Origin of the sequence: Actinomadura sp. NAK00032, from assembly GCF_013364275.1 — a bacterium.
GTDB lineage: Bacteria > Actinomycetota > Actinomycetes > Streptosporangiales > Streptosporangiaceae > Spirillospora.
In genome coordinates this window covers 2,438,333-2,463,905 of the sequence record NZ_CP054932.1, presented here as the reverse complement: position 1 = coordinate 2,463,905, position 25,573 = coordinate 2,438,333, and the positions used below count along the sequence as shown (strand labels likewise).

23 protein-coding genes are annotated in these 25,573 nt (G+C 74.2%); 6 read left to right on the top strand and 17 right to left on the bottom strand.

Annotated features, from left to right (window positions below):
- Nucleotides 1–27 precede the first annotated feature (27 nt).
- From pucD to uraD, 7 genes are read right to left on the bottom strand one after another with little or no spacing between them, the layout of a single operon-like run.
- Nucleotides 28–2,358: a xanthine dehydrogenase subunit D gene (gene pucD, locus HUT06_RS11530; RefSeq protein ID WP_176195718.1), complete on the bottom strand. Its 2,331-nt coding sequence runs from the start codon at nucleotides 2,356–2,358 to the stop codon at nucleotides 28–30.
- Nucleotides 2,359–3,702, bottom strand: coding sequence for an 8-oxoguanine deaminase (locus tag HUT06_RS11525; RefSeq protein ID WP_176195717.1), 1,344 nt, complete (start codon nucleotides 3,700–3,702; stop codon nucleotides 2,359–2,361).
- Nucleotides 3,699–4,181 carry a (2Fe-2S)-binding protein gene (locus HUT06_RS11520; protein WP_176195716.1) on the bottom strand — a complete coding sequence of 161 codons (483 nt, stop codon included), beginning with the start codon at nucleotides 4,179–4,181 and terminating at the stop codon, nucleotides 3,699–3,701. The genes HUT06_RS11525 and HUT06_RS11520 overlap by 4 nt, the downstream gene beginning before the upstream one ends.
- Entirely contained in the window at nucleotides 4,181–5,059 is an 879-nt protein-coding gene (locus HUT06_RS11515; protein WP_176195715.1) for a xanthine dehydrogenase family protein subunit M, read from the bottom strand. The genes HUT06_RS11520 and HUT06_RS11515 overlap by 1 nt, the downstream gene beginning before the upstream one ends.
- 14 nt (nucleotides 5,060–5,073) lie before the next feature.
- Nucleotides 5,074–5,937, bottom strand: coding sequence for a factor-independent urate hydroxylase (gene pucL, locus HUT06_RS11510; protein WP_176195714.1), 864 nt, complete (start codon nucleotides 5,935–5,937; stop codon nucleotides 5,074–5,076).
- Complete coding sequence (uraH, locus tag HUT06_RS11505) at nucleotides 5,938–6,249, bottom strand: hydroxyisourate hydrolase (protein ID WP_176195713.1); 312 nt, start codon at nucleotides 6,247–6,249, stop codon at nucleotides 5,938–5,940.
- The gene (uraD, locus tag HUT06_RS11500; RefSeq protein WP_254715120.1) at nucleotides 6,246–6,710 is read right to left on the bottom strand and encodes a 2-oxo-4-hydroxy-4-carboxy-5-ureidoimidazoline decarboxylase; all 465 of its coding nucleotides are present in this window, start codon (nucleotides 6,708–6,710) and stop codon (nucleotides 6,246–6,248) included. Before uraD ends, uraH begins: the two co-directional genes overlap by 4 nt.
- Before the next feature lie 96 nt (nucleotides 6,711–6,806).
- Between uraD and HUT06_RS11495 the strand changes: the two genes are divergently transcribed.
- Complete coding sequence (locus HUT06_RS11495) at nucleotides 6,807–8,237, top strand: PucR family transcriptional regulator ligand-binding domain-containing protein (RefSeq protein WP_176195711.1); 1,431 nt, start codon at nucleotides 6,807–6,809, stop codon at nucleotides 8,235–8,237.
- Nucleotides 8,238–8,253: 16 nt separating this feature from the next.
- Here HUT06_RS11495 and HUT06_RS11490 read toward each other — a convergent pair whose 3' ends face one another.
- From HUT06_RS11490 to HUT06_RS11460, 7 genes are read right to left on the bottom strand one after another with little or no spacing between them, the layout of a single operon-like run.
- Entirely contained in the window at nucleotides 8,254–9,114 is an 861-nt protein-coding gene (locus HUT06_RS11490; RefSeq protein WP_176195710.1) for an alpha/beta fold hydrolase, read from the bottom strand.
- A 58-nt stretch (nucleotides 9,115–9,172) separates the two neighbouring features.
- Entirely contained in the window at nucleotides 9,173–9,901 is a 729-nt protein-coding gene (locus tag HUT06_RS11485; protein WP_176195709.1) for a Clp protease N-terminal domain-containing protein, read from the bottom strand.
- Nucleotides 9,902–9,951: 50 nt separating this feature from the next.
- Entirely contained in the window at nucleotides 9,952–10,878 is a 927-nt protein-coding gene (locus tag HUT06_RS11480; RefSeq protein WP_176195708.1) for an NAD(P)-dependent oxidoreductase, read from the bottom strand.
- Entirely contained in the window at nucleotides 10,875–12,386 is a 1,512-nt protein-coding gene (locus HUT06_RS11475) for a class I adenylate-forming enzyme family protein (protein WP_176195707.1), read from the bottom strand. The genes HUT06_RS11480 and HUT06_RS11475 overlap by 4 nt, the downstream gene beginning before the upstream one ends.
- The gene (locus HUT06_RS11470) at nucleotides 12,383–13,537 is read right to left on the bottom strand and encodes a cytochrome P450 (RefSeq protein ID WP_176195706.1); all 1,155 of its coding nucleotides are present in this window, start codon (nucleotides 13,535–13,537) and stop codon (nucleotides 12,383–12,385) included. Before HUT06_RS11470 ends, HUT06_RS11475 begins: the two co-directional genes overlap by 4 nt.
- Before the next feature lie 32 nt (nucleotides 13,538–13,569).
- Nucleotides 13,570–14,322, bottom strand: a complete 753-nt coding sequence (locus tag HUT06_RS11465) for a glycosyltransferase family 2 protein (RefSeq protein ID WP_176195705.1) — start codon at nucleotides 14,320–14,322, stop codon at nucleotides 13,570–13,572.
- A 2-nt stretch (nucleotides 14,323–14,324) separates the two neighbouring features.
- Nucleotides 14,325–15,326, bottom strand: a complete 1,002-nt coding sequence (locus HUT06_RS11460; RefSeq protein WP_176195704.1) for a 3-oxoacyl-ACP synthase III family protein — start codon at nucleotides 15,324–15,326, stop codon at nucleotides 14,325–14,327.
- Nucleotides 15,327–15,515: 189 nt separating this feature from the next.
- Between HUT06_RS11460 and HUT06_RS11455 the strand changes: the two genes are divergently transcribed.
- On the top strand, nucleotides 15,516–16,712 hold the full coding sequence (locus HUT06_RS11455) for a cytochrome P450 (RefSeq protein WP_176195703.1): 1,197 nt from the start codon (nucleotides 15,516–15,518) through the stop codon (nucleotides 16,710–16,712).
- Nucleotides 16,713–16,727: 15 nt separating this feature from the next.
- Here the strand turns inward: HUT06_RS11455 and HUT06_RS11450 are convergent, their stop codons facing one another.
- Nucleotides 16,728–17,120 (bottom strand): hypothetical protein, encoded by a 393-nt coding sequence (locus HUT06_RS11450; protein WP_176195702.1) that lies wholly within the window; start codon nucleotides 17,118–17,120, stop codon nucleotides 16,728–16,730.
- A 330-nt stretch (nucleotides 17,121–17,450) separates the two neighbouring features.
- On the opposite strand from HUT06_RS11450, the gene HUT06_RS11445 reads away from it, so the two are divergent.
- The 3 genes from HUT06_RS11445 to HUT06_RS11435 all read left to right on the top strand — a co-directional run bounded on the left by HUT06_RS11445 (nucleotide 17,451) and on the right by HUT06_RS11435 (nucleotide 21,040).
- A complete protein-coding gene (locus tag HUT06_RS11445) occupies nucleotides 17,451–18,695 on the top strand; it encodes a cytochrome P450 (protein WP_176195701.1) in 1,245 nt (414 codons plus the stop codon).
- A 114-nt stretch (nucleotides 18,696–18,809) separates the two neighbouring features.
- Nucleotides 18,810–19,967, top strand: coding sequence for a steroid 3-ketoacyl-CoA thiolase (locus HUT06_RS11440; RefSeq protein WP_176195700.1), 1,158 nt, complete (start codon nucleotides 18,810–18,812; stop codon nucleotides 19,965–19,967).
- A gap of 41 nt (nucleotides 19,968–20,008) precedes the next feature.
- Nucleotides 20,009–21,040, top strand: a complete 1,032-nt coding sequence (locus HUT06_RS11435) for an MBL fold metallo-hydrolase (protein ID WP_176195699.1) — start codon at nucleotides 20,009–20,011, stop codon at nucleotides 21,038–21,040.
- A 7-nt stretch (nucleotides 21,041–21,047) separates the two neighbouring features.
- Here HUT06_RS11435 and HUT06_RS11430 read toward each other — a convergent pair whose 3' ends face one another.
- Nucleotides 21,048–22,202: an erythromycin esterase family protein gene (locus HUT06_RS11430; RefSeq protein WP_176195698.1), complete on the bottom strand. Its 1,155-nt coding sequence runs from the start codon at nucleotides 22,200–22,202 to the stop codon at nucleotides 21,048–21,050.
- Nucleotides 22,203–22,286: 84 nt separating this feature from the next.
- Entirely contained in the window at nucleotides 22,287–23,933 is a 1,647-nt protein-coding gene (locus HUT06_RS11425; protein WP_176195697.1) for an ABC-F family ATP-binding cassette domain-containing protein, read from the bottom strand.
- 348 nt (nucleotides 23,934–24,281) lie between these two features.
- On the opposite strand from HUT06_RS11425, the gene HUT06_RS11420 reads away from it, so the two are divergent.
- Nucleotides 24,282–25,553 carry a cytochrome P450 gene (locus HUT06_RS11420; RefSeq protein WP_176195696.1) on the top strand — a complete coding sequence of 424 codons (1,272 nt, stop codon included), beginning with the start codon at nucleotides 24,282–24,284 and terminating at the stop codon, nucleotides 25,551–25,553.
- The last annotated feature ends 20 nt before the right edge of the window (nucleotides 25,554–25,573 follow it).

Here is a 25,573-nt window from a genome sequence, read left to right as displayed (position 1 = left end):
GTGCTTGAGCGAGATCCGGCCGCCGGGTCATGGCGCTCCTTGGACGATGTGCTCGGGGCGGACGGGGACGCGGGTGAGGGCGCGGCCGGTGGCGTCCCGGATCGCGGCGACGATGGCGGGCGTGGACGACAGCGTCGGCGGCTCGCCCGCCCCGCGCAGCCCGTACGGCGCCTCCGGGTCGGGGTACTCCAGGATGTCCAGCCGCATGGGCGGCATGTCGAGGATGGTGGGGATCAGGTAGTCGGTGAACGACGGGTTCCGGACGAGCCCGTCCGCCACGACGATCTCCTCCATCACGGCGAGGCCGAGGCCCTGCGCGGAGCCGCCGTGGATCTGGCCCTCCAGCGACAGCCGGTTGATGATCTTCCCGACGTCCTGGACGGCGGCCAGCTCGACGACCTTGACGAGGCCGAGCTCCACGTCCACGTCGACGACGGCCCGGTGCACGCACAGCGCGAGCTGGGTGTGGCTGCGGCCCTGCCCGGTGACGGGGTCCATCCGGGAGGTGGGCCGGTGGTGGTACTCGCGGGTCTCCTCGATGGCGTCGGCGCCGAGGACGTCCTCGATGGTGCCGAGCACCCCGCCGGACCGCGAGACGATCTTCCCGCCGGCGACGGCGAGGTCGGCGCGGCCGAGGCGGCCGGCGGCGAGCGCGAGCAGCCGCGCCCGGACCGCCTCGCAGGCCGCCTTCACCGCGCCGCCCGTCATGTACGACTGGCGGGAGGCGCTGGAGGAGCCCGCGTCGCCGACCCCGGTGTCGGCCGGGGCGATGGTGACCCGCTCGACGCCCAGCTCCGTCCGCGCGACCTGCGCCTGGACGGTGACGAGCCCCTGCCCGACCTCGGCCGCCGCCGTGTGGACGAGCGCGGTCGCCGCGCCGCCGATGACCTCCAGCCGGACGCGGGCCGTCGACTTGTCGTCGAAGCCCTCGGAGAAGCAGATGTTCTTGATCCCGACGCCGTAGCCGACGCCGCGCACGACGCCCTCGCCGTGCGTCGTCTGCGCGACGCCGCCCGGCAGGTTCCGCAGGTCGGACGGGTCGGCGGCGGCCGGCGGGGGCATCGCCTCCAGGCGGGTCAGCATCTCGGCGAGCGGCGCGGGCGACTCGATGACCTGGCCGGTCGCGAGCCGCGACCCCTGCGAGGCCGCGTTGCGGCGGCGGATCTCGATCGGGCCGAGGCCGCAGGCCGCGCCGAGCCGGTCCATCATCGACTCGTAGGCGAAGCACGCCTGGACGGCGCCGAACCCGCGCATCGCCCCGCACGGCGGGTTGTTGGTGTAGACGCCGTACCCGTCGATCCGGATGTTGGGGATCTCGTACGGCCCGACGCCGAGCGACGCCGCGTTGCCGACGACGTTCATCGTGGACGAGGTGTACGCGCCGCCGTCGAGGACGATCTCGACGTCCGCGTAGAGCAGCCTCCCGTCGGCGGTGGCGCCGTACTCGTAGCGCATCTGGGCGGGATGCCGGTGGACGTGCCCGAAGAACGACTCGTACCGGTCGTAGGACATCTTCACCGGCCGCCCGGTGCGCAGGGCGAGCATCCCGGCGTGGATCTGCATCGACAGGTCCTCGCGCCCGCCGAACGCGCCGCCGACGCCCGCGAGCGTCATGTGCACCTGGTCCTCGGCGAGACCGAGGCAGGGCGCGATCTGCTTGAGGTCGTTGTGGATCCACTGCGTGGAGACGTACAGGTCGATGCCGCCGTCCTCGGCCGGGATCGCCAGGCCGGACTCGGGCCCGAGGAACGCCTGGTCCTGGATGCCGACCTCGTACTCCCCCGAGACGACCACGTCGGCCTGCGCCTTCGCGGCGTCCACGTCCCCGACGCGGACCGGCTGGTGGCGGGTGATGCCGCCCCGGTCCTGCACCTTCAGCCGCTCCGGGTCGGCGATCACGGCGCGCGGATCGGTGACCGGCTCCAGCACCGCGTAGTCGACGGAGATCAGCTCCAGCGCGCGCCGCGCCGTCTCCGGGTGGTCGGCGGCGACGAGCGCGACCGGTTCGCCCTGGTGCCGGACCTGGTCGATCGCGAGGACGGGCTGGTCCTCGGTGTGGTCGATGCCGAACACCTTGCGGCCCGGCACGTCGGCGTGGGTGAGCACGGCCCGGACACCGGGCAGCGCGAGCGCCGGCCCGATGCCGATCGACCGGATCAGCGCGCGCGGGTGCGGGCTGCGGAGCGTCGCGCCCCACAGCATGCCCTCCATCCACAGGTCGGACGCGTACGCGAACTCGCCGGTGGCCTTGAGCGTCCCGTCCGGCCGCAGCGGGCTCTCCCCGACCCCGCCGATACCGGGCGCGGCGACGTGCCCGGGGCTCCTCACCGGGGACGCCTTGCCGGACGGTGATCCCATCTAGAGCACCTCCTCCGCGAGCCGCATGAGGCGGCGGTGGGCGTCGGCGCCGCGCCGTGCGGCCTCGTCCTGCGGGACGGTCACGAGGGCGTCGCCGTCCACGACGGTGCGCCCGCCGACGAGGAGGCGGTGCAGCGGCGGCACCGGGCCGAACGCGAACGCCACGACCGGGTCGTCGATGGCCGCCTGGAAGCCGTCCACCCGCCACAGCGCGATGTCGGCGAGCTTGCCGGGTTCGAGGGAGCCGATCTCGTCGTCCCGGCCGAGGCAGCGGGCGCCGCCGAGCGTCGCCATCTCCAGGGCCTGCCGGGCGGTCAGCGCGGTCGGGCCGTAGCGGGCGCGCTGCATGTAGAGGGCCTGCCGCAGCTCGCCGGCGAGCGGGACGAGCTCCGCCGACGCCGAGCCGTCCACGCCGAGCCCGACCGGCGCGCCCTCCGCGAGCAGGTGCGACACGCGGGCGATCCCGGCGCCGAGCCGCGCGTTCGAACTCGGGCAGTGCGCGGTGCCGGTGCCGGTCTCGGCGAGCCGCTTGACGTCGGTGTCGTGCAGGTGGACGCAGTGCGCGAGCCACACGTCCGGGCCGAGCCAGCCGATCGAGTCCATGTACTCGGTGGGCGTCATGCCGAACTGCTCGCGGGTGTGCTCCTCCTCGTCGACCGTCTCCGCGAGGTGGGTGTGCAGCCGGACGCCCTTGTCCCGCGCCAGCCGCGCCGACTCCACCAGCAGGTCGCGGGTGACGGAGAACGGCGAGCAGGGCGCGACGGCGACGCGCAGCATCGAGCCGGGCGACGGGTCGTGGTACCGGTCGATCGCGTCCGCGGTCGCGGCGAGGACCGTGTCGAGGTCCTCGACGACCTCGTCCGGCGGGAGGCCGCCCTGCGACTCGCCCCGGTCCATCGAGCCCCGGCACGGGTGGAACCGGACGCCGACCTCCCGGGCCGCGTCGATCTCCGCCGCGAACAGGTCGCCGCGCCCCTTGGGGAACAGGTAGTGGTGGTCGGTGGAGGTGGTGCAACCCGACTTGGCGAGCCACGCCAGCCCGGCGGTCGCCGCGCCCGCGACGACCTCGGCGTCCATCTTCGACCAGGGCTTGTAGAGGGTGCTCAGCCACTCGAACAGCGTGCCGTCGGTGACCATGCCCTGGCTCGCCCACTGGTAGAGGTGGTGGTGGGCGTTGACCAGGCCTGGGGTGGCCAGGCAGCCGCGGGCGTCGATCCGCTCCGGGTCGGCGCCGGGCGCCCTCCCGGGGCCGACGGCGGTGATGCGGTCGCCGTCGATCACGATGTGGCCGTCCGGGTACTCCTCGCCGGAGACGGTGACGACGTGCGCGTTCTCGATGATCATGCGGTGGCCCTCCGCCGCGCGGCCAGGCGCACCGCGTCCAGGATCTTCTCGTAGCCGGTGCAGCGGCACAGGTTCCCGGCGAGCGCCTCGCGGATCTCCGCGTCGCTCGGCGCCGGGTTCCGGGCGAGCAGGTCGTGCGACTGGACGATCAGCCCCGGCGTGCAGAACCCGCACTGGACGGCGCCCGTCTCCACGAACGCCTCCTGGACGGGATCCAGCCGCTCGCCGCCGGGCGGCCCCTCGGCCAGGCCCTCGACGGTCACGACCTCGCGGCCCTCGGCCTGCCCGGCCGCGACCAGGCAGGCGCACACCGGCACGCCGTCCAGGTAGACGGTGCAGGAGCCGCATTCGCCCTGCTCGCAGGCGTTCTTCGAGCCGGGCAGGCCCATCCGCTCGCGCAGCATGTAGAGGAGGCTCTCGCCCTCCCACACGTCGTCCACGGCCTCCGCCGCCCCGTTCACGGTGACGTTCACGCGCATCAGGACGCCCTCCTTCCGTTCGCTCCCGCGCGGTACTCGTCCCAGGCCCAGGTCAGGGTGCGGCGCGCCATCACCGACAGCGCGTGCCTGCGGTAGCCGCCCGTCCCCCGGACGTCGTCGATGGGGGACGCCGCGTCCCGCACCAGGTCGCCGAACCGCCGCACCGCCGACTCGGCGAGCGGGCGGCGGCCGCCCCAGTCCAACTCGTGGGAGATGAACGCCTCTGCCTCGGGGGCGGTGCGCGGGGTCGGCGCGGCGGAGCCGAGGCCGGTGCCGACGCGCCGCTCCTCCGGGTGCAGGGCCAGCGCGAACGAGCACACGGCGATCACCATCGCGTTCCGGGTGCCGATCTTGGAGAAGTACTGCGGGCCGGACGCGGGCACCGCCCAGAACGCGCGGATCAGCTCGTCCGGCTCCAGCGCGTTGCGCTTCACGCCGGTGAAGAACCGGGCGGCCGGGATCATCCGGACGCCGCGCGCCGCCGACTCGGCCTCGACCACCGCGTCCCCGGCCAGCAGCGGCGGATGGGCGTCCCCGGCGGGCGACGCCGCGCCGAGGTTGCCGCCGGCGGTGCCCCGGTTGCGGATCTGCGGCGACCCGACCGTCCGGGACGCCTGTGCCAGGCCGGGCAGCGGCCCGCCCAGCTCGGTGATCAGCCGCGCGTAGGGGACGCCTGCGCCGACGCGGAGCCGGCCGTCCGCCATGTCCCATTCGGTGAGGGCGCGGATCCGGGTCAGGTCGAGCAGCGCCTCGGGCCGGTCCCGGTCGAAGTTGATCTCGACCATGACGTCGGTGCCGCCCTGCACGGGCCGCGCGCCCGGCCGCGCCGCCTTGGCGGCCAGCGCGTCCTCCCAGGTCAGCGGTCGCAGGAAGTCCATGTCTCCAGGGTTCCTCAGTTCCAGGCGGACGGGGCGTCCCGCGCGTCATCGGTGAGCACCGTGCCTTCGATGAGTCCGTACGGGCGGTCCGCCGCGAAGTAGACCTCGTTGTCGTTGTGCAGGCCGAACGGCTCCAGGTCGACCAGGAAGTGGTGCTTGTTGGGCAGCGACAGCCTGATCTCGCAGATGCCGTCCTGGCCGTCCAGGACGGTGCGCCCCATCTGGAAGAGCGTCTGCTGGAGCGAGAGGCTGTGCGTCTCGGCGAAGGCGGTGAGCAGGGCGCCGCGGGCGGCGGCGTACGAGCCGTCCCATGCCGCGTCCGCCGTCCTGTGGCGCCATCGGGCGGTGACGGCCGTCGCCAGGACGCGGTCGTCGGTCGGTTCGAGGGTCGTGTACTCGTCCCGCGCGAACCCGTGGAACTCGCTGCCGGTCGAGTTCAGCACGACCAGGTCGGTGAGGCCGGACACGACGCTCTCGGTGCCGTCGGCGTCGTGGTGGACCAGCGCCGTCCTGACCTCGCCGCCGTCCCGGACGAACGAGTGCCCGCCCGCGATCCGGCGCCAGCCGTACTCGCGGATCTCGACCCGCGCGTGCGCGACCGCCGGCTGCGACGCCGTGAAGTGCCGCGCGAGCAGCAGGCCGAAGTCCTCGATCGCGGCGATGCCGTGCCGCTTGGCGAACGCGAACACGGTGTTCTTCTGGCTGTCGGTCGGCAGGACGGCCGCGTTGTCGCCGGTCAGGTGCACCTCGTCCATCGCGCCGGACAGCAGGACGCTGACGCTGACGTCCTTGAGCCGGTGGGCGGCGCCGTCCCGGGTCACGCGGACGACGCGGGTCTCCGCCTTCCCGTAGCGGTTCTCTCCGAGGACGACGGCCATCTAGCTCCCCCGGTAGGTCGAGTACGCGAACGGGCTGATCAGCAGCGGGACGTGGTAGTGCCGCCCCGGGTCGCCGATGGTGAACGCCACGGTGACCTCGGGGTAGAACTCCGACAGGCCGGCGGTGTCGAACGTGAGGCGGTGCACGCCATTCCCCGGCTCCGCGCCCCACTCCCGGATCCGGCCGTCGGCGTCGGTACGGGCCTCGGCCAGGACGGTCCAGCCGTCCCCGTCGCGGCGGTCGAGGCGCACGGCGACACCCGCCGCCGGCGCCCCCTTCGCCGCGTCCAGCACGTGCGTCGACAGGCTCATGCCCTCTCCTCCGCCAGCTTCACCAGCCGCAGGTCGACGATCTCGGCCAGCTCCCTCCGGACGACGGCCCGCTCGGTCGCGGCGTCGTTGCCGAGCCGCTCCCGGAGTTCGGCGAGCATCTCCAAGGCCGACCTTCCCGACGCGCGGATCAGGAACACATGCCCGAAACGCTCCTCGTAAGCCCGGTTGCCCTCGACGAGCGCGTCCCGCAGCTCGGCCGCCGCGCCGTCCATCCCGGACTGCTCGCCCCGCGACCAGCCGGCCTCCCGCCCGCCGCCGCCCGCGCGCTCCCCGATGCGCGGATGCGCCGCGAGCGCCTCCTCGACGTCGGCCCACGCCAGCTTCTCCAGGGCCCGCCGCGAGGCCGCGCGCAGCGCCGCCATGTCCCGGTGCCCCGCGACGGCCGCGACCCACCGGCGGGACGCGCAGCACGCCGCCAGCTCCGCCTCGCTCAGCTCCACGCCTGCCAGTACACACACGCCTCCGGCGGCGGGTCGAGGCACAGGACGTCCGAACTGTGCTCCCACCCGCGCGCGGCGCTTTGTATGTTCCTCCATATGAGGCTGCGTTCCCTGCTCGCGATGCCGGAGCTGCGGTTGGAGGTCGTGACCGGCGCGGACGAGCTGGACCGCGCGATCCGGTGGGTGGTCACGACCGACCTGCTCGATCCGGGCCGCTACCTGCGCGGGCGGGAGCTCGTGCTGACCGGGCTCGTCTGGCGGACCCGCCCCGCCGACTCGGAGACGTTCGTCCGGGCGCTCGCCGAGGCGGGCGTCTCGGGCCTGGCCGCCTGGGACCTCGCGCTCGGCGCCATTCCGGACGACCTCGTCGACGCCTGCCGCCGGCACCGGCTCCCGCTGTTCAAGGTGCCGGAGGACGTGGCGTTCGCGACCGTCACCGAGGAGGTCGTCCGGCACCTGTCGGCCGCCCGGGCCGCCGACCTCGCCGCCGTGCTGGACCGGCACCGCCGCCTCGTCGAGGGCACCGGCCTCGGCGCCGTCCTCGACCTGGTCGGGCACTGCCACGTGCTGGCCCCGACCGGGCGCGTCGTCGCGGGCCCCGCCCCGGCCGGCCCCGAGGCCCTCGCCCGCGCGTTCCTCGCCGCGCCCCGGCTGCCGCACCACGAGCCCGCGCTCGACGCGTCGCTGTTCCCGGTCGCCGGCGGCGGCACGCCCCGCGTCGCGGACTGGTTCCTCGTCGTCGACGGCGACTTCGCCGACTGGCCCGCCGAGCGCCGCGCCCTCACCGCCGAGCTCGCCGCGATCGTCGCGCTGGAGCGGGCCCGCCGCGACACGCCCGCCGCCGTCGACGGCGGCCTGCTCATCGCCGGGGACGCCGCCCGGCTCGGCCTGCCCGCGGACGGGACGCACGTCGCCGTGGCCGCCTCCGGGCGGGACGGTCTCCGGCCGGGCGAGGTCCGGACCGTCCTCGCCGAGATCCTGCCTATCCGGGTGGCGGCCCTGCTGGACGACGAGGTGGTCGGGCTCGTCCCGGCCGGTGGGCCCGACGTCGCCGCGGAACTCCAGGACGCTCTCGGCCTGCTGGCCCCCGGCCTCGGCGGGGGCGGCCTCGCGGCCGGTGTCAGCGGCGTGGCGGCGGCCTCCGAGCTGCGCGGCGCCGTCGAGGAGGCCCGGCACGCCCGCCGCCTCGCCGCCGCCCGCCCCGACCCCGCCTGCGTCGTCCGGCACGACGAGCTCGCCACCCACGTCCTGCTGCTGGCGAGCGTCCCGGACGACGTCCGCCGCATGTTCAAGGAGCGGCTCCTGGACCCGCTGCTCGACTACGACCGGGCCCACGGCGCCGACCTCGTCCGCACCCTGGAGACGTTCCTGCGGCACTCCGGCTCGTGGACGCGCTGCGCCGAGCAGCTCCACCTGCACGTCAACTCCGTCCGGTACCGCATCCAGCGCGTGGAGGAGCTGACCGGCCGCGACCTGTCCCGGCTGGAGGACCGGGTCGACTTCTTCCTGGCCCTCCGCCTGATGTGACCCCCTCGCCGCGCCCTCAGCTGGTGTGGCGGACGAGCGCGGGGACGACGGTGTCCCAGGTCCGGCGGGGCAGTCCCGTTCCCGTGCGCGGCAGGACGAGCAGTTCCGTGCGCGGGATCTCGGCGGCGAGGGCCTCGGCGTTGCCGACCGGGAAGAACGGGTCGTCCTCGCCGTGGACGACCAGGGTGGGCGCGGTGATCTCCGGGAGGCGCTCGCGCCAGCGGCCGCCGCAGTCGAGCGCGGCGAAGACGGTGCCCATCTGGTCGGCGCGGTGGAACTTCCCGCCCGGGTCTCCGGGGCGGGTCCGGTCGTGGACGCTTTCGATGTTCTCGCGCGCCTCGTCCTCGTCGAAGTCGCGGCCGCCCCTGTGCCGGGCGTTCTCCAGCAGGAACGCGACGACGGAGGCCCGGTCCGCCCAGTCCACCGGCGGCGGGTTCATGAGGTGCTTCATGAGCTCGGGCGCGTGCTCGGGCAGGTCGGGGTCGGCGGGGCCGGGCGCCGTGGGCCGGGTGCCGATCAGGGTGAGGGTGGCGACGCGGCCGGGGTGGTCGAGGGCGAGGAGCTGGGCGATCCACCCGCCGGGGCCGGTGCCGGCGACGTGCGCGCGCTCCAGGCCGAGCGCGTCGAGCAGGCCCGCGGCGTCCGCGACCAGGTCCCGGAGGGTGTAGGCGGGCGCCTCCGGATCGGTCGCGGCCGAGCGCCCGGTGTCGCGCAGGTCGTAGCGGACGACCAGGCGGCGCAGCGCCGCCAGCCGTTCGCACAGGGCGTCGGGCCACGTGAGCATCGTGTTCCCGATCAGCAGCACCGGCACGTCGTCCGCGCCGCCGAAGGTCTCCGTACAGAGTTCGGCGCCGTTGACGGTGATGAGCTTCTCCATGCCGGTGCAGACCCGCGCGCCCCCCGGAACTCATCGGTCGCGCCCCTCGCGCCCGGGTCTACGTGATCCGGGGCGGGGTGAGCGACTTCAGGGTCTCGGTGATCTTCTCCTCGGCGGCGGGCTTGGTGATCCCGAGGTCGGAGAGGACGCCGGAGCCGTTCTCGAACTCCAGGAGGGCGAGCAGGATGTGCTCGGTGCCGATGTAGTTGTGGCCGAGGCGCAGGGCCTCGCGGAAGGTCAGTTCGAGGGCCTTCTTGGCGTCCTGGTCGAAGGGGATCAGCGCCGGGAGCTCGGCGGACTCGGGCGGCAGCGCGGCGGTCGCGGCCTGGCGGACGGTGTCCAGCAGGACGCCCTGCGCGGTGATGGCCTTGGCCGCGAGCGCCTCGGGCTCGGAGAGCAGGCCGAGGACGAGGTGGGCGGTGGTGATCTCCGGGCTGCCGGCGGCGCGGGCCTCGGTCTGCGACCCGACGACGACGTTGCGGGCGCGGGTGGTGTACCGGGAGAAGGCCTCGGACGGGTTGAAGTCGCCCGCGCTCTTGGGGACGAAGCGCTTCTGCGCGGCCTGCTTGCTGACGCCCATGCTCTTGCCGATGTCGGTCCAGGACGCGCCGGAGCGGCGGGCCTGGTCGACGAAGTGGCCGATGAGGTGGTCGGCGACCTCGCCGAGGTGCTCGGCGGCGAGCACCGCGCTGGTGAGCTGCTCGAGCGCGTCGGGGTGGACCTCCTTGATCGAGTTGATGAGGTCGTCGAGCCGGACCTGGAGGTGGGACTGCGTGGGTTCGGTCATGCGTCAACCATAGGTTGACGATTGCTCGATCGTCAACCACTGGTTGACGATCACCAATCGGCGGCGCCCGCGAAGGACGTCGGGTGCGGGTCGTAGCCGAGGACCTTCCCGGCGGCGGTGATGTCGAGGGTCCGCTCCACGGCCAGATGGCTGATCGCGTAGCGGGTGATGCGCGGGGGCTCCGGGCGGCGGGCCAGCAGGAACGCGCCCTCGGCGAGCGCCGCCAGCGGCCGGGCGGCGCTCGCCGGGAGGTAGACCGGCCGTGCTCTGACGCCGCGCTCGCGGAGGATCTCGCGGAACGCGTCGTCGATCGTGACGGGCTCCGCGTCGGCGATGTTGAAGGCGCCGGAGTCCACCGGGCCCGTCGCGGCCAGCACGCAGCCCTGGACGAGGTTGCCGACCGAGGTCAGGCTGACGCGCTGGCGGCCGGTGCCCACGGCCGGCAGCAGCGGGCCGCGCACCGCCGACAGGACGCGCGGCAGCAGCGTCGTGTCACCGGGGCCGTAGACGGCGTGCGGGCGCAGGATGATCGCGCCGTGGTCCCGCGCCAGGCGCTCGGCGGCGGCCTTGGACGCTCCGTAGGCGTTCATGTAGCGGGACACCGGGGCCTCGTCCTCGCGCACCATGACGCTCGGCCGGAACGGGTCGTAGACACTCGCCGTGCTCACATGCACGAACCGCGCGTGCGGGAAGGACTCCAGCGCAGTGCGGGTGCCGGTGAGGTTGGCGGCGAACAGGGCCGGCGCCGGCCCCCAGTCGGTCACGCTGCCCGCGCAGTGGACGACGGCGTCCACGCGTGGCGCGTCCTGCAGCGGGCCTCGGGTGAGGTCCCATGAACGGTAGGGGGCGCTGCCCACGTGGGCTGGGGCGACGGCCGGGCGGCGGCCGAACGCGTACGTCGCGATGCCTTGGGCGGCGAGCGCCCGGCACACCGCGCCGCCCACGAAACCCGAGGCTCCGGTCACGGCGATCCTCATCGCGCCACCAGTTCGCGGAGCCGGTCCCGGTCGAGCTTGCGGGTCCGGCCGGAGCGCGGGAGGTCGTCCAGGACGACGATCCGGTCGGGCAGGGCGTCGTGGTCGATGACGTCCGGGAGGGTGCGCTGGAGCTGGGCGGGCAGATGGGGCGGGCCCACCACGGCCAGCACGACCTCCTCGTCCCCCGTCTGCGGGTCGGGGACGCCCACGATCGCGGCTTCGGCCACGTCGGGCAGGGCCGCGATCGATGGTTCGTACAGGCCGGGGTAGAGGTTGAACTTGCCTCGGATCAGCATGTCCTTCTTGCGCCCCGTAAGGACGAGGCGTCCATCGTCGATGCGGGCGAGGTCGCCGGTCGGGAGTTCGGTGATGGGGTCCGCGCCCAGGTAGCCGCAGCACAGGTTGGGGCCCGACAGGAGCAGTTCGCCGTCGTCGGCCAGGCGTGTGCCTACACCGGGCAGTGGCACGCCCAGGAGGTCGCCTGAGCCCGGCCCCGTGTGCGCGAGCTTCTCCTCCGCCGACGCGATCGCCACCGGCAGGATCTCCGTCATCGCGTACACGGACAGGACCTCGGCGGACGGCGCCGCCGCCACCGCCCTCCGCAGGATCGGCGCGGGCGCGGGCGCCGCGCCGAGCAGGACGTACCGGACGGCCGGCGGCAGCTCCCCGCAGGCGTCCAGGATCTCGGCCAGGTGGACGGGGACGCAGAACGTGTGCGTCGCGCCCCGCTCCCGCATCAGCCGGGCGAAGTCGGCGGGCGCGCAGAACAGCGGCGGCATCGACCAGCGGGCCCCCGCGATCAGCGTCGGCAGGCCGAGCATCAGCTGGTCGGTGTGCACGACGTCGCCGGGGCCGAGCGGCAGCCGGGCCCGGAACAGGTCGAGCGCCGCGGCGAGCGACGCCTGGGTGTGCACGACCGCGCGCGGGTGCGCGGTCGTCCCCGAGGTGAAGATCACGGCGGCGGGCGCGTCCGGGTCGGGGTCCGCGCCGGGCTCGGGGGCCTCCCCGCGGGCCAGCCGCGCGAACGGCACCGCGCCGCGCGGCACGCCCGGCAGGCGGCGGCCGACGTGGATGTGCCGCATCGGGCCCTCCCCCGGGACCTGGAGGTCGGCGAGGTTCGGCAGCAGCAGCCCGCGCCGCCGCGCGTAGGCCCGCACGGGCCGCAGCCGGCTGCCCGCGTACAGCACCGACTCGGCCGCCGACCAGCGCGGGCGCGCGAGCCGGAGCCGCGCGGTGAACATCTCGGGGCCGGCCCCCGGGTCGGCGAACACGACCACTCCCCCGGCCGCGACCACGCCCAGCGCGAGGACGAGCGACTCCGGCGAGGGCCGCACGGAGAACAGCACCCCGTCCCCCGCCGCGAGCCCGCCCTCCAGCAGCCCGTGCCGGACGGCGAGGACCTGCCGCCGCAGCTCGCCGTAGGTCAGCTCGGCGCCGTCCCCCGCGACGAGGGCGACGTCCGCGGGCCTGCGCGCGGCCTGGTCGAGCAACCGCCTGACGAGCGTCATGCCGCCTCCTGCGACCTGACGGCCAGGTACCGGTAGGTCGGGATCAGGACGCCGCGCGCCGCCGCCCGCCGGGTGATCCGCAGCGGCGCGGCGGCCAGCAGCGTCCGGGCCACCAGCCGGATCTGCGCCATCGCGAGCGGGTAGCCGAGGCAGAAGTGCGGCCCGGCGCCGAACCACAGGCGGCGCAGCTCGGGCGGGTGCGGGCGGTCGAGGTCGAACGGGCCGAGGGCGCGGCAGCAGTTGTGCGTGGCGATCAGCACCCGGTCGCCGGGCCGGATCGCGACGCCGCCGACCGCCGCCGGGCGGTGCACGCTGCGCAGCATCACCGGCGTCGGCGTCGTCACCCGCATGGCCTCCTCGACGGCCCGGTCCAGCAGCGCGGGGTCGGCGGCGACGCGGGCGAGCTGCCCGTGGTCGGCGAGCAGGGCGATCAGCCGGGGCAGCAGCGTCGCGACGGTCTCGGTGCCGGTCAGGAAGAACGCCCCCGCCGCGCCGCGCGCCTCGTCGGCGGACAGGCCGAGCGCCCGCATCCGGCCCATGACCGTCGACTCGTCCCCGGCCCGGTACGCCTTGGCCGCGATGTCGCCGAGCGGGTCGAGGACGTCGCGGGCGCGCCGCACCTGGGCCGGGGAGAGCCGGCGCGTGCGCAGCGACACCATGGACACGATCCGCTCGCCCTGCTCGAACAGGTCCCGGTAGACGGCCTCGCTCCCGCCCTCCAGCCCGATGACCTCGCCGATCACCGTGCCGGCCAGGACGCGGGAGGTGTCGACGAGGTCGACGGTCGCGCCGCGCCCGAGCCGGCCCGCGAGCCGCTCCAGCGGTTCGTCCAGCACCCGCGCGCACAGCGCCCCGGTGTAGGACGGCACGAACAGCTCGGTGAGCCTGCGGCGGAGCGCCCGGTGCGCCTCGCCCTCCATGTTGAGCAGGACCGACGGGCCCAGCACCGGCGTCCACAGGTCGCCGGGCGAACCGGGGCCGTCCTTGCGGAAGGTCTCCCCGTCCATCAGGACCTCGCGCGCCGCCGCCGCGTCGTTCACGACCACGCCGACGCCGGGCACGCGGACGACCGCGCCGCGCCGGGCCACCCCGCGCAGCAGCGGGTACGCGAGCGGATGCGCGGCCAGGTACAGCCGCTCCTCCCAGCTCATCGGATGCCGGCCCCTCACCGGATGCCCGCCCCTCACCGGATGTCCACGACGGGCGGGGTGTAGCGGTGGTCGGCGTACCAGCCGAGCGTCCTGACCAGGCCGAACGCGCGCAGCCTGCGCACCGATCCGTACACGGTCACGTCCTTGCGCAGCCCGTAGGCCGCGGTGACGTAGCGGACGCGGTTGACGAGCGCGCGGTCCTCGTGGACGTCCTCGATGCGGGTGCGGGGGAAGCCGCCCGACCGCTCGTACAGGTCCGCGGTGATGGCGACGTTGCAGCCCGGCATCATCACGTAGGGGCCGAGGTACAGCGGGTCCTGGTTGCCGGGCCGGAAGCGCCCGAACGCCGCGGCGACGTCGATGACGGCCGGCAGCAGGCGCCGCTCCCAGAACTTCAGCGGGAACTCGTCGGTGCGGGGCAGCAGCGGCCCGGACACCATCTCCAGCCCGTCGCCGAACGCGCGCTTCACCGCCGCGACCCAGCCGCGGGCCGGGAGGCAGTCGGCGTCGGTGCGGGCGATGTGCGTGGCGCCGGCGGCGATCGCGTGCCGGACGCCGGTGTCGGCGGCGGCGCCCGTCCCCTTCTCGGGCTCGTGGACGATCCGGACGTCCAGGCCCGGGTGCCCGGCGGCGAACTCCTTGACGACCCGCGCCGTCCCGTCGGTGCTGCCGTTGTCGACGACGACCAGCGCGAAGCCGGTGTCGGTCTGCGCGGCGAGGCGGCGCAGCGTCGCGCCGATCGACCGCTCCTCGTCGTAGGCGGGGATGACGACCCAGAGCCTCATGGTCACAGCTCCGCGAACATGACGCCGAGGCTGATGCCGCCGGCCAGGCCGACCAGCGCGACGCGGTCGCCGGGGCCGCAGCGCCCCTCGGCGCGGGCGGTGGCGAGCTGCAGCGGCAGGCTCGCGGACGCGACGTTGCCGTGCTCGGGCAGCGTCACGACGAGCCGGTCGGCGGGGACGCCGAGGATCGAGCGCAGCACCTCCAGGTAGGGCAGCGTCACCTGGTGGACGGCGACCACCGCGAAGTCGTCCCAGGTCAGCCCCGTCTTCTCCAGGGCCGTCGTGAACAGCTCCGGGCCGCCGGCGACGAACGCGTCCTTGAGTCGGCGCCCGTCGCCGCTGAAGTAGGTGTACTCGGGGTCGCGGGGGTGCATCGAGCCGCCGCCGGGCAGCGTCCCGACCCGCCACGCGCTGGAGACGGCGGCGAAGTCGCGGTAGAAGATCCCGCCGTCGGGGGCGGCCTCGACGAGCATCGCGGCGCCGCCGTCGGACAGCGTGTAGCCGGCGAACGCGTCCACGAACTGGGCGCGGTCGCGGACCTTCCAGCGGATCGCGCGGGACGGGCTCTCCCCGGTGCACACGAGCACGCGCTCGTGCTGCCCGGTGCGGATCAGCGCGTCCGCCATCTGCAGGCCGTTGAGGAAGCTGTTGCAGGCGTTCTTCACGTCGAACACCGGGCAGGTCGCGCCGAGCTTGGCGGCGACGATGTGCGCGGTCGCGGGCTCGACGAGGTCCTGCGACGCCGACCCGAAGACCAGCAGGTCCAGTCCCGCGGGGTCGGCGCCGCGCTCGGCGAGGGCGCGGCGGGCGGCGGCGACGGCCAGGTCGGAGGCCTGCTCGCCGGCGTCCATGACGTGCCGGGCGCGGATGCCGGTCATCCGCTCGACGATGGTGGGATGCGGCCGGTACCCCGCGCTCTCGGTCGCGACGCGGGCCTCGACCTCGGCGCTGGTGACGGTCCGCTCGGGCAGGTGCGCCGCGACGGCGGTGATGCGGGCTCTCATGGGCTGGGGTTCCCCCGGTTCCTCGTGCTCGGTCGCGGCAAGCCTGGCCGACCCCGGGCGCCTCCGGTGAGGGAGACCCTACGGAACCGTGGCCGGGCGTTGTACCCGGTTCGCCGTGAGTACCGCCACTTATCCGGAATGAGTAGTACCGCCATCCCGGCCGCTTTCCCAACCGGGCACAATCGCCGGATGACCAGCACGAAGACCCCCCGCCGGACCCGCGCGGCCGCGCGCCACGAGTCGCGGCTCCTGTGGGCGGCCAATCCCGGCCTGTTCGCGCTCCTGGAGGCCGCACGCCACACCGGTCCGATCGCCCGCGTCCCCCGGCTCGGGTGGATCGTGACGGACCCGGTGCTCGCCCGGCACGTCCTCAACGACCACGCCGCTTTCGGCATGAACGGCGAGGGCGGCGTCGGGCACCTGTGGACGCAGCTGTTCGGCGACGAGATGGGGCAGTTCTTCGGGGGCGCGCGGCACGCGGAGATCCGCACCCGCGCCCGGGACCTGTTCACCGAGGACGCCGCCCGCGACCTGGTGGAGCGGTCCCAGGGCCCCTCCCACGCCGCGCTCGCCCGCCGGCTCGCCGGCGGCGGCACCGTGGACGTCGCGGACGCCGCGCGCGTGCTCGGCGGGCGGATGGTCGCCGACCTGCTCGGGCTGCCCGCCGGGCGGGACGACGGCGGGTACCGGGACCTGTTCGCCGCCGGGGAGCGGCTCGCCCGGCTGGCGCTCGGCACCACCGCGTCCACCGAGCTCGACCCGGCCGTCCTCGCGCGGGCCCGGACCATCGTCGACGAGATCACCGCCGGCGTCCCGGAGGCCTACCGGACGGCCGGGACGGGCACCCTCCTCGGCCGCTGCCGCGAGCTGGACCTCGGCCTCCCGCTCGCCCGCGGCCTGGCGACCCTGCTGGTGATCGCCGGGACCGAGACGGGCGCGTCCGGGACCGTCCGCACGGTGGCGCTGCTGCACGACACCGGGCAGCAGCGGGCGCTGCTGGACGACCCGTCCCTGATGGGCAACGCGGTGCGCGAGGGCCTGCGCGTCGCGACCCCGGCCCCGGTGATCGGGCGGCACGTGACCCGGGACGCGGCGGTCGGCGGGCGGCGGCTCCGCGCGGGCGAGCGGGTCCTGCTGCTGACCTACCGGGCGACGAACGGCGCGGGGCCGTTCGACGTCCGCCGCGAGTACGTCCCGGAGACGCGGCAGCTGTGGTTCGGCGGGGGCCGCCACCTGTGCCTGGGCGCGGCCGTCGCGCGCACGCAGGTGGCGCGGATGCTGGCGACACTGCTGTCGGGCGGCGGGCCGTACCGGGTGGTGTCGCGGCGCGCGGCCCGCGGCGTCCTCGTCCCGGCGTACGCCGAGCTGCGGGTGCGGCTCGGCTAGACCCGTGCTGCTCGGTTAGACCTCGGGGATCTCCATCGTCGGCGGCGCCGTCGTCGCGGGGGCGGTCGGGGTGGGCGCGGGCGCCGGGGAGTGCGTGATCGTCGGGCTGACCGGGCGGACCGGCTCGGGGTCGCGGGGCGCGGAGTTCCACCACCACAGCCCGAACGAGATCGCGAACAGCACGAGCACGCCGCCGATGAGCTGGAGCACCGCGCGGCGGTGGCTCGGCTCGCTCCGGCGGCGGCGCCGGAACCGGCCGGCCCCGGCGGCTCGCCGCGCGGACCGCCGGGCGCGCCGCCGCTCCCGGCGGCTCGGGGGGCGGGCGCGCTCGCTCGCCGACGGCTCGGTGAACGCGGCGCTCCGCACGAATTCCTCGTCGAAGACGGGCTCGTCGAAATCTGCGGCCATGGGGGCTCTCCGGCACGGGGGAGGTCGGACGCCCAGGCTAGTCGACCCACCCGACACCCACTCCGGCCCGTTTCTAGAACAGGTTCTAGCTAAACCCCGTCACCCGGGTGAGGAAGCTCACCGGCCGCCCCCTTGATGCGGAGCCACGCTTGTGGCACGCGCGAGCACACCGCGCGTCAGGCCAGTTGGCGCCGAACATGACTACCCGGTCACCAATCAAACAGTTGATGGAGACAGAAGTTCAGACTTGAGTCTCATTTGCTCTTGAATCGGCCCTGAAACGGGTTCTACGGTGGGCGCAAGCGCCGTCCTATCGGGAGGAACCGCCGCATGACCGCCACCGTCTCGGAGACCGCCGCCGTCCCCGCCGGCTTCGACTTCGCCGCCCCGGACCTGATGGCCGAGCGCATCCCCCTCGCCGAGTTCGCGCTGCTGCGCCGGACCGGCGCGCCCTGGTGGAACGCGCAGCCGCGCGGCGCGACCGGCTTCGACGACGACGGCTTCTGGGTGATCAGCAGGCACGCCCACATCAAGGAGATCTCCCGCGACCACGAGCAGTGGTCGTCCAACGCCAACGGCGCGGTGATCCGGTTCAACGAGCGGTTCAGCCCGGAGGAGCTGGACGTCCAGCGGGAGAACCTGCTGCTGCACCTGGACCCGCCGCAGCACGCCAAGCTGCGCAAGATCGTGTCGCGCGGCTTCACCCCGCGCGTGATCAACGGCCTGCACGACGCGCTCCAGGACCGCGCCGAGCGGATCGTGGCCGAGGCCCGCCGGCGCGGCGGCGAGGGCGACTTCGTCACCGAGATCGCGGCCGAGCTGCCGCTGCAGGCGATCGCCGAGCTGATGGGCGTCCCGCAGGAGGACCGGCGCCGGCTGTTCGACTGGTCCAACAAGATGCTCGGCTACGACGACCCCGAGTACAACGACGACCCGGCCTGCGCCGCCGCCGAGATCATCGGCTATTCGATGGGGCTCGCCGAGCAGCGCCGCGGCTGCCCCGCCCACGACATCGTGACCAAGCTCGTCCAGGCCGACGTGGACGGGCAGGGCCTGTCCGACGACGAGTTCGGCTACTTCATGATCCTGCTCGCCGTCGCGGGCAACGAGACGACCCGCAACGCCATCACGCACGGGATGATGGCGTTCATGGACAGCCCCGAGCAGTGGGAGCTGTTCAAGGCCGAGCGCCCGGAGACCATGGCGGACGAGGTCGTCCGGTGGTCGACGCCCGTCACCGCGTTCCAGCGGACGGCCGTCCGCGACGCCGAGCTGGGCGGCGTCGAGATCAAGGCGGGCGACCGCGTCGCGATGTACTACAGCTCCGCCAACTTCGACGAGGAGGTCTTCGCCGACCCGACGGCCTTCGACGTCACCCGCTCCCCCAACCCGCACCTCGGGTTCGGCGGCACCGGCGCGCACTACTGCATCGGCGCGAACCTGGCCCGCCTGGAGATCGGGCTGATGTTCGCCGCGATCGCCGACCAGATGCCGGGCATCGCGCGCGTCGGCGAGCCGCGCCGGCTCCGCTCGGCCTGGCTGAACGGCATCAAGGAGCTGCGCGTCCGGTACTGAGCGACCGGCGGACGAGCGGGAGCGCGCCGATCCCTCTCACCGGGACCCGCCCTGGCCGGAGAAAGTTAGAACACGTTACATTCGAAGCTGAATCGTGTTCTAGAAGGAGACCGCATGGGTACCCCGGTGATCGTCGAGGCGGTGCGCACGCCGCTCGGAAAGCGCAACGGCTGGCTCGCGGGCATGAAGCCGATGGCCGTCCTCGCGCACGCGCTGAACGCGCTGGTCGAGCGGTCCGGCATCGACGCCGCCGAGGTGGAGCAGGTCTTCGCCGGCTGCGTCACGCAGGCGGGCGAGCAGGGCGGGCACATCGGCCGCTACTCCTGGCTGTACGCGGGGCTGCCCTGGCAGACCGGCGTGACCACGATCGACGCGCAGTGCGGCTCCTCGCAGCAGGGCGTCCACCTCGCCGCGTCGCAGATCGCGGCGGGCGTGGTGGACGTCGCGATCGGCTGCGGCGTCGAGGTGATGAGCCGCGCCCCGCTCGGCACCAACGTGATGCCCGCGAACCCGCGCCCGGACGACTGGTCGCTCGACATGCCGAACCAGTTCGAGGCGGCCGAGCGGATCGCCGCCCGGCGCGGCATCACCCGCGCCGACCTGGACGCGTTCGGCGTCCGCTCGCAGCAGCTCGCCGCCAAGGCGTGGGCGGACGGCCGCTTCGACCGCGAGGTCGCGCCCGTCACGGCGCCCGTGCTGGACGCCGACGGAAACCCCACCGGGGAGACCCGCGAGGTCACCCGCGACCAGGGCCTGCGCGAGACGACCGCCGACGGCCTCGGCAAGCTGCGGCCGGTCATGCCGGACGCGCTGCACACGGCGGGCACCTCCTCCCAGATCTCCGACGGCGCCGCCGCCGTGCTGCTGATGTCGGAGGAGAAGGCCAAGGCCCTCGGCCTGCGCCCCCGCGCCAGGATCCGGACGCAGGCGCTCGTCGGCGGCGAGCCGTACTACCACCTGGACGGCCCGGTGCAGGCGACCGAGCGCGTGCTCCAGCGGTCCGGGATGACGATGAACGACATCGACATCACCGAGATCAACGAGGCGTTCGCGTCGGTCGTGCTGTCGTGGGCGTCGGTCCACAAGCCCGACATGGACAGGGTCAACGTCAACGGCGGCGCCATCGCGATCGGCCACCCGGTCGGCGCCACCGGCGCGCGGCTCATCACGACCGCCCTCCACGAGCTGGAGCGCCGCGACGCCGGCACCGCCCTCATCACCATGTGCGCGGGCGGCGCGCTGTCCACGGCCACCATCCTCGACCGGATCTGATCCCGTCCGTCCGCCCCGGCTACCGTGGCCGGGGCGTACCCATGCTTCACCATGCTTCGGAAAAGGCGCGAAAGGCGGTCTCGGTGCAGCCGGAACCTGAGGACCTCGGCGGCGGGCTGTGGAGCGTTCCCGTCCCTATCCCGGACAACCCGCTCGCGTACACCCTCGTGTACGCGGTGGAAAGCCCGAAGGGGCCCGTCCTGATCGACGCGGGCTGGCAGCACGAGGACGCCTGGGCGGCCCTGCGCGACGGCCTCGGCACGTTCGGGATCCAGATGTCGGACGTCCACGGCGTGGTCGTCACGCACTTCCACCCCGACCACTCGGGGCTCGCGGGCCGCGTCCGCGAGACGTCCGGCGCCTGGATCGCCATGCACCACGCGGACGCCGACGTCGTCCGCCTCTTCCACGCCGCCGGCCGGGGCGACCGCCGCCAGTTCGAGCTGACCGCGCTGCGCCGCGCCGGCGCCGCCGAGTCCGAGCTGACCGGCCCGAGCGGGCAGGTGTCGGTGTCGCCGCCGGCGATCCCCGACCGGGAGCTGTCGGACGGCGACCTGGCCGACGTCCCGGGCCGCCGGCTGCGGGCCATCTGGACGCCGGGCCACTCCCCCGGCCACATCTGCCTCCACCTGGAGGACGGCGACCGCATCTTCACCGGCGACCACGTCCTGCCGCGCATCACCCCGCACATCGGCCTCTACCCCTACGACACCCCGGACGTGGACCCGCTGAGCGACTTCCTCGGCTCGCTCGACAAGGTCTCGGCCATGGGCGTGCAGGAGGTCCTGCCCGCCCACCAGTACCGCTTCAACGGCCTGTCCGAGCGCGCCCGCGAGATCATCGGCCACCACGAGGAGCGCCTCGCCGAGGTGACCGCCCTGCTGTCCCCGTCCGCCACCACCCTGTGGGACCTGACGGCGGGCCTCAAGTGGCGGCACGCCTGGGCCGACATGTCCCAGCAGGCGCGCCGCATGGCCGCGGCCGAGGCGGCCGCCCACCTCCGCACCCTCGAAACGCGGGGAGTCGCCCGCCGCGAAGGCGCCGACGACCCCCTGCGCTACGTCCTGCGCTGACCGTCCGCTAGCCGTCCGCGGCCCGCGCTCCGGCGATGCCGAGGTGCAGGACCGCGTCGGCCGCGGCGACGGCCTCCCGGGTGAGGGCGGCGTAGTGGCGTCCCGGCGCCAGGTCGGTGCGTGTGCGCGCGGGAGGGATCGCGGCGCTCGTCAGGCTCCAGGTAGTGGTGCGGCGTTGCAGGAAGCCCTCGTAGGTGTCGGGTTCGGGTTCTCCCAGGCCGAGGGCTTCACTGCGTCCCATGCTGCCGATGATGACGGTGTACCGGCCGCCCAGCAGGGAGCCGGCGATGGCTCCGGCGGAGGACCAGCCGATCTGCATCCCCGCCATGCTGATGCTGCTCGGGTTGCGCTGCAGGTGGCTGTTGTGGGCGAAGGCCAGGGTCGGGCCGCGTTCCGCTTCGATCGCGCGGACGTCCAGAAGGTTCTGCGCCATGAGCGCGTCCCGGGTGGCCATGAGGCCGGAGATCCGCGCGCCCTCCTCGATCCGCCGGGCGGCCTGCGCGTGGTAGCGGAGCAGGCCGATGCCCGCGGTGAGGTGCGTGCGGGCGCGGAACCAGGCGGCGCGCGAGGTCGTCGCGACCAGTTCCGGAGCGCGCGCGTAGAGCGAGGTGAGCATGTCGTCGGCGATCGCCCGTGACCGCGCCGCCTCGGAGCCGTCGCCGACCGACTCCGCCGGGTCCAGGATCGCCTCCTGGCGGCTCCATCTCTCGTCGGGGCCGAGCAGGTCCGCGAGGTCGAGGTCGAGGCCCAGGTAGTCGCGCGCGTACTCCAGATGGCGCCGGGGGCTGGGGGCGCTGGTGTTCTCGGCCGGGACGTCGAAGCCGTGGAAGGCCAGCCGTTCCCCGGCGGTACGGCCCTCGTTGTACTCGCGCATCCAGGCGACGAGCCGGCGGTTGGCGTCCAGGCCGCCGAAGCCGTGCGAGAAGCCGTCCGTCATCGCCGCGTCGAGGGTGCCCGTCCCGTGCTGGACGTGGTCGTCCACCGCGAGCGCGGCCACGCGGTCGGTCTCCAGGGCGATGGAGCGGAACCCCCGGTCCGCGAGTGCGGCGAACAGCTCGTTGCGGACGTCCCCGAACGCCGGTTCCTGGGACGGGTGGGCCGGTTCCCCGAGCGCCAGCAGCTCGCACGACGCGGGCACGAAGTCTCGAATCTCTTGACTCATGTGCCTGAATCGTATCTTTAAAAGAACGGGTGAAGCTTCCGAGCGATGCCACCAGATGACAGCAGGTGGCAGCGCCCGGAAGTCTCAAACGAGGGAGACGTTCCCTTCGCCGATGGGGAGGCTCGGCCAGTCCGCGGTGTCCCGCAGCAGCTGTCGGTCGTGGCTGGCGACCACGACCGCGGCCTGCGTGGCTTGGAGGGCCTCGGTCAGCTCGTCCACCAGGGCGATCGACAGGTGGTTCGTCGGCTCGTCCAGCAGCAGGACGTGCGGGCGCGCCGCCAGGGCCATCGCCAGGTCGAGCCTGCGCTGCCGTCCCATCGACAGCTCCCGCACCGGCCTGCCCGCGTCCGCGGACGACAGCAGGCCGAGGGCCGAGAGGGAGACCGCCTCGCCCTCGGCGAGCACCCCCGTGGTGATCAGGCGGCCGACGTGGGCGGCGAACACCTCGTGGGCACGCCCGGTCTCCGCGTGCGGCGACTCCTGGGCGAGCAGTCGCACGCGCGCGTCCGGGGCGCGCCGGATGGTTCCGCCGGTGGGCGCGAGCCGTCCCGCCAGCACGGCGAGGAGGGTCGACTTGCCCGCCCCGTTGGGGCCGGTGACGACCGTGCGCGCCCCCGACTCCAGCGCGAGCGTGACCTCGTGCGGCAGCCGGGCGGCCACGCGCACGCCCTCCGCGCTGAGCAGCGTCGTACCCGGCCGCGCGGGCAGGTCCGGCATGCGGAACCGCTGCGGCGGCTCCGGCGCGGTCACGGCGTGCCGCTCCAGGTCGTCCCGCCGCCGGTGGACGGCGCGGACGAGCGCCGGCGCGCGGGTGGCGCGCTGGTGCTTGCCCGTGCCCTTGTCCGGCCGCCACCCGGTGACCAGGCGGTCGCGGGCCGCCGCGAGGTCGCGGGTGAGGCGCGCGTGCTCGCCGCGCTGCCGCTCGTACTCCTCCTCCCACCGGCGCAGCTCCGCCTCGCGGCCCTCCCGGTATCCGGCGAACCCGTCCCCGTAGACGGCCGGGCGGCCGTCCCGGCTCGGGTCGAGGTCGAGGACCGTCGTCGCGGCGTCCGACAGCAGCGCGCGGTCGTGGCTGACGAGCACGACCCCGCCGGGGTGGGCGCGCAGCCGCGCGGTGAGGAAGGCGAGGCCGGCCGCGTCCAGGTGGTTGGTCGGCTCGTCCAGGAGCAGGAAGTCGTGCTCGGCGCCGAGCAGGCACGCGAGCCGCACCCGGTAGCGCTGCCCGACCGACAGCTCCGACAGCCGCCGCCCCCGGTCGGTGACCGCGCCGAGGGCCTCCAGGGCGAGGTCGACGCGCCGGTCGGCGTCCCAGGCGTCGAGCGCTTCGGCGGCGTCCAGCGCCGCCGCGTAGGCTTCGTCGGCGCCGGGGCGCCCTCCGGCCATGGCCCGGGTCGCCTCGTCGAACGCCCGCAGCGCCGCGCGGGCGTCCGCGAGCTCCCGGTCGACCGCGTCGCCGACGGTGGCGTCGCCGTCGATGGACATGGCCTGCTCGGCGATCCCGAACGTGCCGACGCGCTTGACGGTGCCCTCGTCGGGGACCAGCGCGCCGCTGAGCACGTGCAGCAGGGTCGTCTTGCCCCGCCCGTTCTCGCCGACGACGCCCCAGCGGGCTCCCGGCGAGACGGACAGGTGCACGTCGCGCAGGACGGTCCGCCCGCCGCGCACGACGCGGATCCCCTCGGCGGAGAGCTGGGCGCGGGCGCGCGCGGGCACGGTGATGGTGGTGTTCATGCTTCCTCCGGACGGAGGCACACCTGTCCCGGGAAAGGGAGAAGTGGGTGTGCCTTCGAACTGACAGCCCCGCAAGAGGGGGCCGATGGCGAGCGTCAGACCGCCCGCGGCTCGGTCAACGCGAGCGGCGGGCCGTCCGGAGGCCTGTCAGAGGTACAGGAGCTGCTGAAGCACGGATCCACGCTATCAGCCGGAACGGGACGGAAGGGGCAGGTGCGAGCCAGGTCACCTTTGCCCGTCGGCCCCTTGATGAGACTCCAGTCTCATGTTAGAACCTGTTCTAGGTCTGCGGCCAAGCAAGCGCTCAGTCGAGCGATCTCGGCACCGTCCCGGCACGAAGGGTCTTCCATGGCACTCGCGACGTCCATCGCCCCGCACGATCGGGTGTTCCGCGCCCCCGAGATCGACGTCATCGATCCGGGCGTGTACGAGCGCGGGGGCATCCCGCACCGGCAGTTCCAGTGGCTGCGCGACAACGACCCCGTGCACTGGCACCAGGACCCCAACGAGGGCGTCCCCGGGTTCTGGGCCGTGACGCGGCACGAGGACGTGGTGTCGGTGTCGCGGCGCGCCAACCCGTACTCCTCGCACGAGCGCACGGCGATGTTCGAGGAGTTCTCCTCCGACGACATCGCCATGTACGGGCAGATGATGCTGTTCCAGGACCCGCCGGACCACACCCGGCTGCGGTCCATGGTGAACAAGGGCTTCACGCCGCGGATGATCGGCCGGCTGGAGGACCACATCCGGCGGATCTGCAACGAGCTGATCGACGAGGCCGCGCCGCTCGGCGAGTGCGACTTCGTGGAGCGGTTCGCCGCGCCGCTGCCGCTCTACACGATCTGCGAGCTGCTCGGCGCGCCGCTGGCGGACCGGGAGAAGATCTTCCACTGGTCGAACAAGCTGGTCGCGTTCAACGACCCCGAGTTCATCGGGGGCCGCGAGGAGTCGACGCTGTGCGCGGCCGAGTTCGCCGAGTGGGGCGGGCAGCTCGCGGCGGCCCGGGAGTCCACCCCGCGCGACGACATCGTGACCAAGCTGCTCGCGCCCGACGCGGACGGCAGCAAGATCACGCTGGAGGAGTTCCAGCTGTTCGTGATCATGCTGTCGATCGCCGGCAACGAGACGACCCGGACCGCGACCGCGGGCGGCATGCTGGCCTTCTTCGAGCGCCCCGACCAGTGGGAGCGGCTGCGCGCCGACCGGAGCCTGCTGCCGAAGGCCGTCGAGGAGATCGTCCGCTGGGTGAGCCCGATCAACCAGTTCCGCCGCACCGCCCTCGTCGACACCGAGCTCGGCGGCAAGCAGATCAAGGCCGGCGACAAGGTCGTGCTGTTCTACGGCTCGGCCAACCGCGACGAGCGGGTCTTCGACGACCCGTCCTCCTTCGACGTGGGCCGCGACCCGAACCCGCACATCGGCTTCGGCGGCGGCGGCCCGCACTACTGCCTCGGCACCCACCTGGCGCGGCTGAACCTGCGCATCATCTTTGAGACGATCCTTGAGCGGATGCCCGACATCCGGCTCGCCGGCGAGCCCCGCCGGCTCCGCTCCAACTTCGTCAACGGCTACAAGGAGATCCCGGTGAGCTTCACACCGTCCGCCCCGCTCGGGGGCTGACGGCGTCTGCGGACGAGGAG

Excerpts from the sequence above, each read along its gene's own strand:
- uraH (WP_176195713.1), bottom strand. The coding sequence starts at position 6,249 with ATGAGCCTGTCGACGCACGTGCTGGACGCGGCGAAGGGGGCGCCGGCG.
- HUT06_RS11525 (WP_176195717.1), bottom strand. The coding sequence starts at position 3,702 with ATGATCATCGAGAACGCGCACGTCGTCACCGTCTCCGGCGAGGAGTAC.
- HUT06_RS11475 (WP_176195707.1), bottom strand. The coding sequence starts at position 12,386 with ATGACGCTCGTCAGGCGGTTGCTCGACCAGGCCGCGCGCAGGCCCGCG.
- pucL (WP_176195714.1), bottom strand. The coding sequence starts at position 5,937 with ATGGCCGTCGTCCTCGGAGAGAACCGCTACGGGAAGGCGGAGACCCGC.
- HUT06_RS11515 (WP_176195715.1), bottom strand. The coding sequence starts at position 5,059 with ATGGACTTCCTGCGACCGCTGACCTGGGAGGACGCGCTGGCCGCCAAG.
- HUT06_RS11460 (WP_176195704.1), bottom strand. The coding sequence starts at position 15,326 with ATGAGAGCCCGCATCACCGCCGTCGCGGCGCACCTGCCCGAGCGGACC.
- HUT06_RS11490 (WP_176195710.1), bottom strand. The coding sequence starts at position 9,114 with ATGGAGAAGCTCATCACCGTCAACGGCGCCGAACTCTGTACGGAGACC.
- HUT06_RS11435 (WP_176195699.1), top strand. The coding sequence starts at position 20,009 with ATGCTTCACCATGCTTCGGAAAAGGCGCGAAAGGCGGTCTCGGTGCAG.
- HUT06_RS11495 (WP_176195711.1), top strand. The coding sequence starts at position 6,807 with ATGAGGCTGCGTTCCCTGCTCGCGATGCCGGAGCTGCGGTTGGAGGTC.
- HUT06_RS11480 (WP_176195708.1), bottom strand. The coding sequence starts at position 10,878 with ATGAGGATCGCCGTGACCGGAGCCTCGGGTTTCGTGGGCGGCGCGGTG.
- HUT06_RS11465 (WP_176195705.1), bottom strand. The coding sequence starts at position 14,322 with ATGAGGCTCTGGGTCGTCATCCCCGCCTACGACGAGGAGCGGTCGATC.
- HUT06_RS11425 (WP_176195697.1), bottom strand. The coding sequence starts at position 23,933 with ATGAACACCACCATCACCGTGCCCGCGCGCGCCCGCGCCCAGCTCTCC.
- HUT06_RS11430 (WP_176195698.1), bottom strand. The coding sequence starts at position 22,202 with ATGAGTCAAGAGATTCGAGACTTCGTGCCCGCGTCGTGCGAGCTGCTG.
- HUT06_RS11440 (WP_176195700.1), top strand. The coding sequence starts at position 18,810 with ATGGGTACCCCGGTGATCGTCGAGGCGGTGCGCACGCCGCTCGGAAAG.
- HUT06_RS11455 (WP_176195703.1), top strand. The coding sequence starts at position 15,516 with ATGACCAGCACGAAGACCCCCCGCCGGACCCGCGCGGCCGCGCGCCAC.
- HUT06_RS11520 (WP_176195716.1), bottom strand. The coding sequence starts at position 4,181 with ATGCGCGTGAACGTCACCGTGAACGGGGCGGCGGAGGCCGTGGACGAC.
- HUT06_RS11450 (WP_176195702.1), bottom strand. The coding sequence starts at position 17,120 with ATGGCCGCAGATTTCGACGAGCCCGTCTTCGACGAGGAATTCGTGCGG.
- HUT06_RS11420 (WP_176195696.1), top strand. The coding sequence starts at position 24,282 with ATGGCACTCGCGACGTCCATCGCCCCGCACGATCGGGTGTTCCGCGCC.
- HUT06_RS11485 (WP_176195709.1), bottom strand. The coding sequence starts at position 9,901 with ATGACCGAACCCACGCAGTCCCACCTCCAGGTCCGGCTCGACGACCTC.
- pucD (WP_176195718.1), bottom strand. The coding sequence starts at position 2,358 with ATGGGATCACCGTCCGGCAAGGCGTCCCCGGTGAGGAGCCCCGGGCAC.
- HUT06_RS11445 (WP_176195701.1), top strand. The coding sequence starts at position 17,451 with ATGACCGCCACCGTCTCGGAGACCGCCGCCGTCCCCGCCGGCTTCGAC.
- HUT06_RS11470 (WP_176195706.1), bottom strand. The coding sequence starts at position 13,537 with ATGAGCTGGGAGGAGCGGCTGTACCTGGCCGCGCATCCGCTCGCGTAC.